The organism is Rodentibacter sp. (assembly GCF_057314195.1).
Window position 1 is genome coordinate 1 of sequence record NZ_DBHLAM010000018.1, and the last position, 3100, is coordinate 3100.

Below are 3100 nucleotides of genomic sequence, written 5' to 3' on the forward strand. Positions count from 1 at the left end.
TAAATGTCTTGGTGGGAATTTAGGGGATTTTGGGGAATTTTGCAAAGGTCTCATTCGGTGAAACTCAATATGAGCACCGCATTGAAGCCTTCTCTCCCAAGCGCTCAATGTTCAAGCTCTCAATGCGGCGCTGATAAGACTCTTCGGCACGCATTCCGGCGACCGGATATGCCTACAGCGTTGCCTTTTATAACTAAGCAATCTAATTCATAAATAAATCGTCTTGTTTTTTCCCTAAATCGGCTTTTATAATCGCCTCCGTTACAAACAATAGCTTATCAACAGGAGTTTTATTATGAAAAAATCCTTTTTTTTCACCACATTTTTAGCCGCAGGTCTTGCGCTTTCTACCATCGCTAACGCAGGCGAGATTACCGATCGCGTTGAAAAAACCAAAACCTTATTAGTCGGCACCGAAGGCACTTATGCGCCGTTCACTTTTCATGATAAAGACGGCAAATTAACCGGCTTCGATGTGGAAGTGATTCGCAAAGTTGCCGATAAATTAGGCTTAAAAGTTGAATTTAAAGAAACCCAGTGGGATGCAATGTACGCCGGTCTTAACGCAAAACGTTTTGACGTTATCGCCAACCAAACTAACCCGAGCCCGGAACGCTTAAAAAAATACAGCTTCACCACGCCTTATAACTATTCGGGCGGCGTAATCGTGACGAAAGCAAGCGACGATAGCATTAAATCTTTTGACGATTTGAAAGGTAAAAAAGCGGCACAATCCACCACCAGCAACTGGGGTAAAGACGCCAAAGCCGCCGGTGCGCAAATTTTAGTTGTTGACGGTTTGGCGCAAGGTTTGGAACTGGTTAAACAAGGCCGTGCGGAAGCCACAGTGAACGATAAATTAGCGGTGTTGGATTATTTCAAACAACATCCGAATGTCGGTTTAAAAATCGCTTATGACAGAGGCGATAAAATCCCGACCGCCTTTGCCTTTTTACAAGGGGAAGACGAATTAATCGCTAAATTTAACCAAGCCCTCGAAGAGCTGCGCCAAGACGGCACATTAAAACAAATTTCCATCGAATGGTTCGGCGATGACATTACTCAATAATTGGTTAGCCGCGCTTCCATTTATGAACGCAGAACGGGCTGATTACGTGATCAGCTCGTTTTGGCCTATGCTGGAAGCCGCCGTTTTATATACACTGCCTTTGGCGGTGATTTCTTTTTTCTGCGGTTTATTGATTGCAGTGATTGTCGCGGTAATCCGCACGTTGCCGCATCCGAGCGCGCCGATAAAACTGCTACAAGCTTTGTGCCGAATCTATATTTCCATCATTCGCGGCACGCCGATGTTGGTGCAGATTTTTATTATTTTCTACGGCTTGCCGGAGGTGGGCATTACGCTGGAACCTTTCCCGACGGCGATTATTGCTTTTTCCATTAATATCGGTGCTTATGCCGCGGAAACCGTACGCGCCGCCATTTTGGCCATTCCGAAAGGGCAATGGGAAGCCTCTTATGCCATCGGCATGAATTATACTCAAGCCTTTCTTCGTACTGTTATGCCACAGGCCTTGCGCATTTCCGTGCCGTCGCTTTCCAATACTTTTATCAGCACGGTGAAAGACACTTCGTTGGCGTCTTTAGTATTAGTGACGGAACTATTCCGCGTGGCACAAAATATCACCGCGGTAAATTATGAATTTATTCTGATTTATAGCGAAGCGGCACTGATTTATTGGATTTTCTGCTTTATCCTATCGTTTGCACAAGATCGCTTAGAAGCGCGTCTTTCTCGTCATTTATAAGGGCCGATTATGTTGAAAGTCACGAATATTCAAAAAAGTTTTAACGGCAATCAGGTTCTTAAAGGCATTGATTTTGACATTAACAAAGGCGAAGTAGTCGCCATTCTCGGGCCGTCCGGTTCGGGAAAAACCACCTTTTTGCGTTGCTTAAATTTACTTGAACGCCCCGAACAAGGCGTGCTGGAGTTTAGCGACGGCAGCCTAAAAATCGATTTCAGCAAAAAAATCAGCAAAGCCGATGAATTGAAATTGCGTCGCCGCTCTTCTATGGTTTTCCAACAATATCACCTCTTCCCCCACAGAACCGCATTGGAGAACGTGATGGAGGGCATGGTGGTTGTGCAAAAACAACCGAAAGAACAGGCGCGAGAAAAAGCGCTGGCGTTGTTGGAAAAGGTGGGGCTAAAAGCCAAAGCGGCGCTTTATCCGTCACAACTTTCCGGCGGGCAACAACAGCGCGTCGGCATTGCGCGCGCCTTAGCGGTGCAACCGGATTTGATTTTGCTGGATGAACCGACCTCCGCATTGGATCCTGAGCTTGTCGGCGAAGTGTTACAGGCACTGAAATTATTGGTGCAAGAGGGCTGGACGATGATTATAGTGACCCATGAATTAAATTTTGCCAAAGACGTCGCGGATCGTGTGATTTTAATGGAAGACGGCAATATCGTGGAACAAAACAGCGCGACGCAATTCTTCGGTAACCCGCAAAAAGAACGCACCAAGCAGTTTTTGTTACAGGCAAAAATGCCGATTGAGCAAGATTATTGCATTTAACGAAAAACGCGATTTAGTGGCAAAATAAAAGTGCGGTCAACATTCTTCTTGTTGGCCGCACTTTTTGGCTTTTCAATTATTGTTAAAAGATTATTTTACGCGAGAGACGTATTCGCCGGAGCGGGTATCGACACGAATTACTTCGCCGATTTGCACGAATAACGGTACTTTCACCACAGCGCCGGTGCTCAAGGTTGCCGGTTTACCGCCGGTACCTGCGGTGTCGCCTTTCAAGCCCGGATCAGTATCGACGATTTCTAGTTCGACGAAGTTCGGCGGCGTTACGCTAATCGGTGCGCCATTCCATAAGGTCACGATACAATCCGCTTGGTCTAACAACCATTTTTCCGCATCGCCCACGGCTTTTGCATCGGCAGAATATTGTTCGAAAGTTTCCGGATGCATGAAATACCAGAATGCATCGTCTTTATAAGAATAGGTTAAGTTTAAATCCATCACATCAGCGGCTTCAACGGAAGTACCGGATTTGAAGTTCACATCCAATACTTTGCCGGAAATTAATTTACGAATACGGGTGCGGGTGAACGCTTGAC

General features: G+C 45.9%; 4 protein-coding genes. 3 read left to right on the forward strand and 1 reads right to left on the reverse strand.

The window, feature by feature from the left end; all coding sequences use genetic code 11:
- The first annotated feature begins 295 nt into the window (after window positions 1-295).
- The 3 genes from ACO59Y_RS01825 to ACO59Y_RS01835 are packed head-to-tail and all read left to right on the forward strand — an operon-like array spanning window position 296 to window position 2546.
- On the forward strand, window positions 296-1069 hold the full coding sequence (locus ACO59Y_RS01825; protein ID WP_486130126.1) for an amino acid ABC transporter substrate-binding protein: 774 nt from the start codon (window positions 296-298) through the stop codon (window positions 1067-1069).
- Window positions 1053-1769 (forward strand): amino acid ABC transporter permease, encoded by a 717-nt coding sequence (locus ACO59Y_RS01830; protein WP_373603764.1) that lies wholly within the window; start codon window positions 1053-1055, stop codon window positions 1767-1769. Before ACO59Y_RS01825 ends, ACO59Y_RS01830 begins: the two co-directional genes overlap by 17 nt.
- Before the next feature lie 9 nt (window positions 1770-1778).
- Complete coding sequence (locus ACO59Y_RS01835) at window positions 1779-2546, forward strand: amino acid ABC transporter ATP-binding protein (protein WP_486130128.1); 768 nt, start codon at window positions 1779-1781, stop codon at window positions 2544-2546.
- Between the two features lie 90 nt (window positions 2547-2636).
- Here ACO59Y_RS01835 and efp read toward each other — a convergent pair.
- Window positions 2637-3100 (reverse strand): elongation factor P (efp, locus tag ACO59Y_RS01840; RefSeq protein WP_486130130.1); only part of this gene is annotated, 464 nt, incomplete at its 5' end.

Coding starts and splice junctions, on each gene's coding strand:
- ACO59Y_RS01825 (WP_486130126.1), top strand. CDS start 296: ATGAAAAAATCCTTTTTTTTCACCACATTTTTAGCCGCAGGTCTTGCG.
- ACO59Y_RS01830 (WP_373603764.1), top strand. CDS start 1,053: ATGACATTACTCAATAATTGGTTAGCCGCGCTTCCATTTATGAACGCA.
- ACO59Y_RS01835 (WP_486130128.1), top strand. CDS start 1,779: ATGTTGAAAGTCACGAATATTCAAAAAAGTTTTAACGGCAATCAGGTT.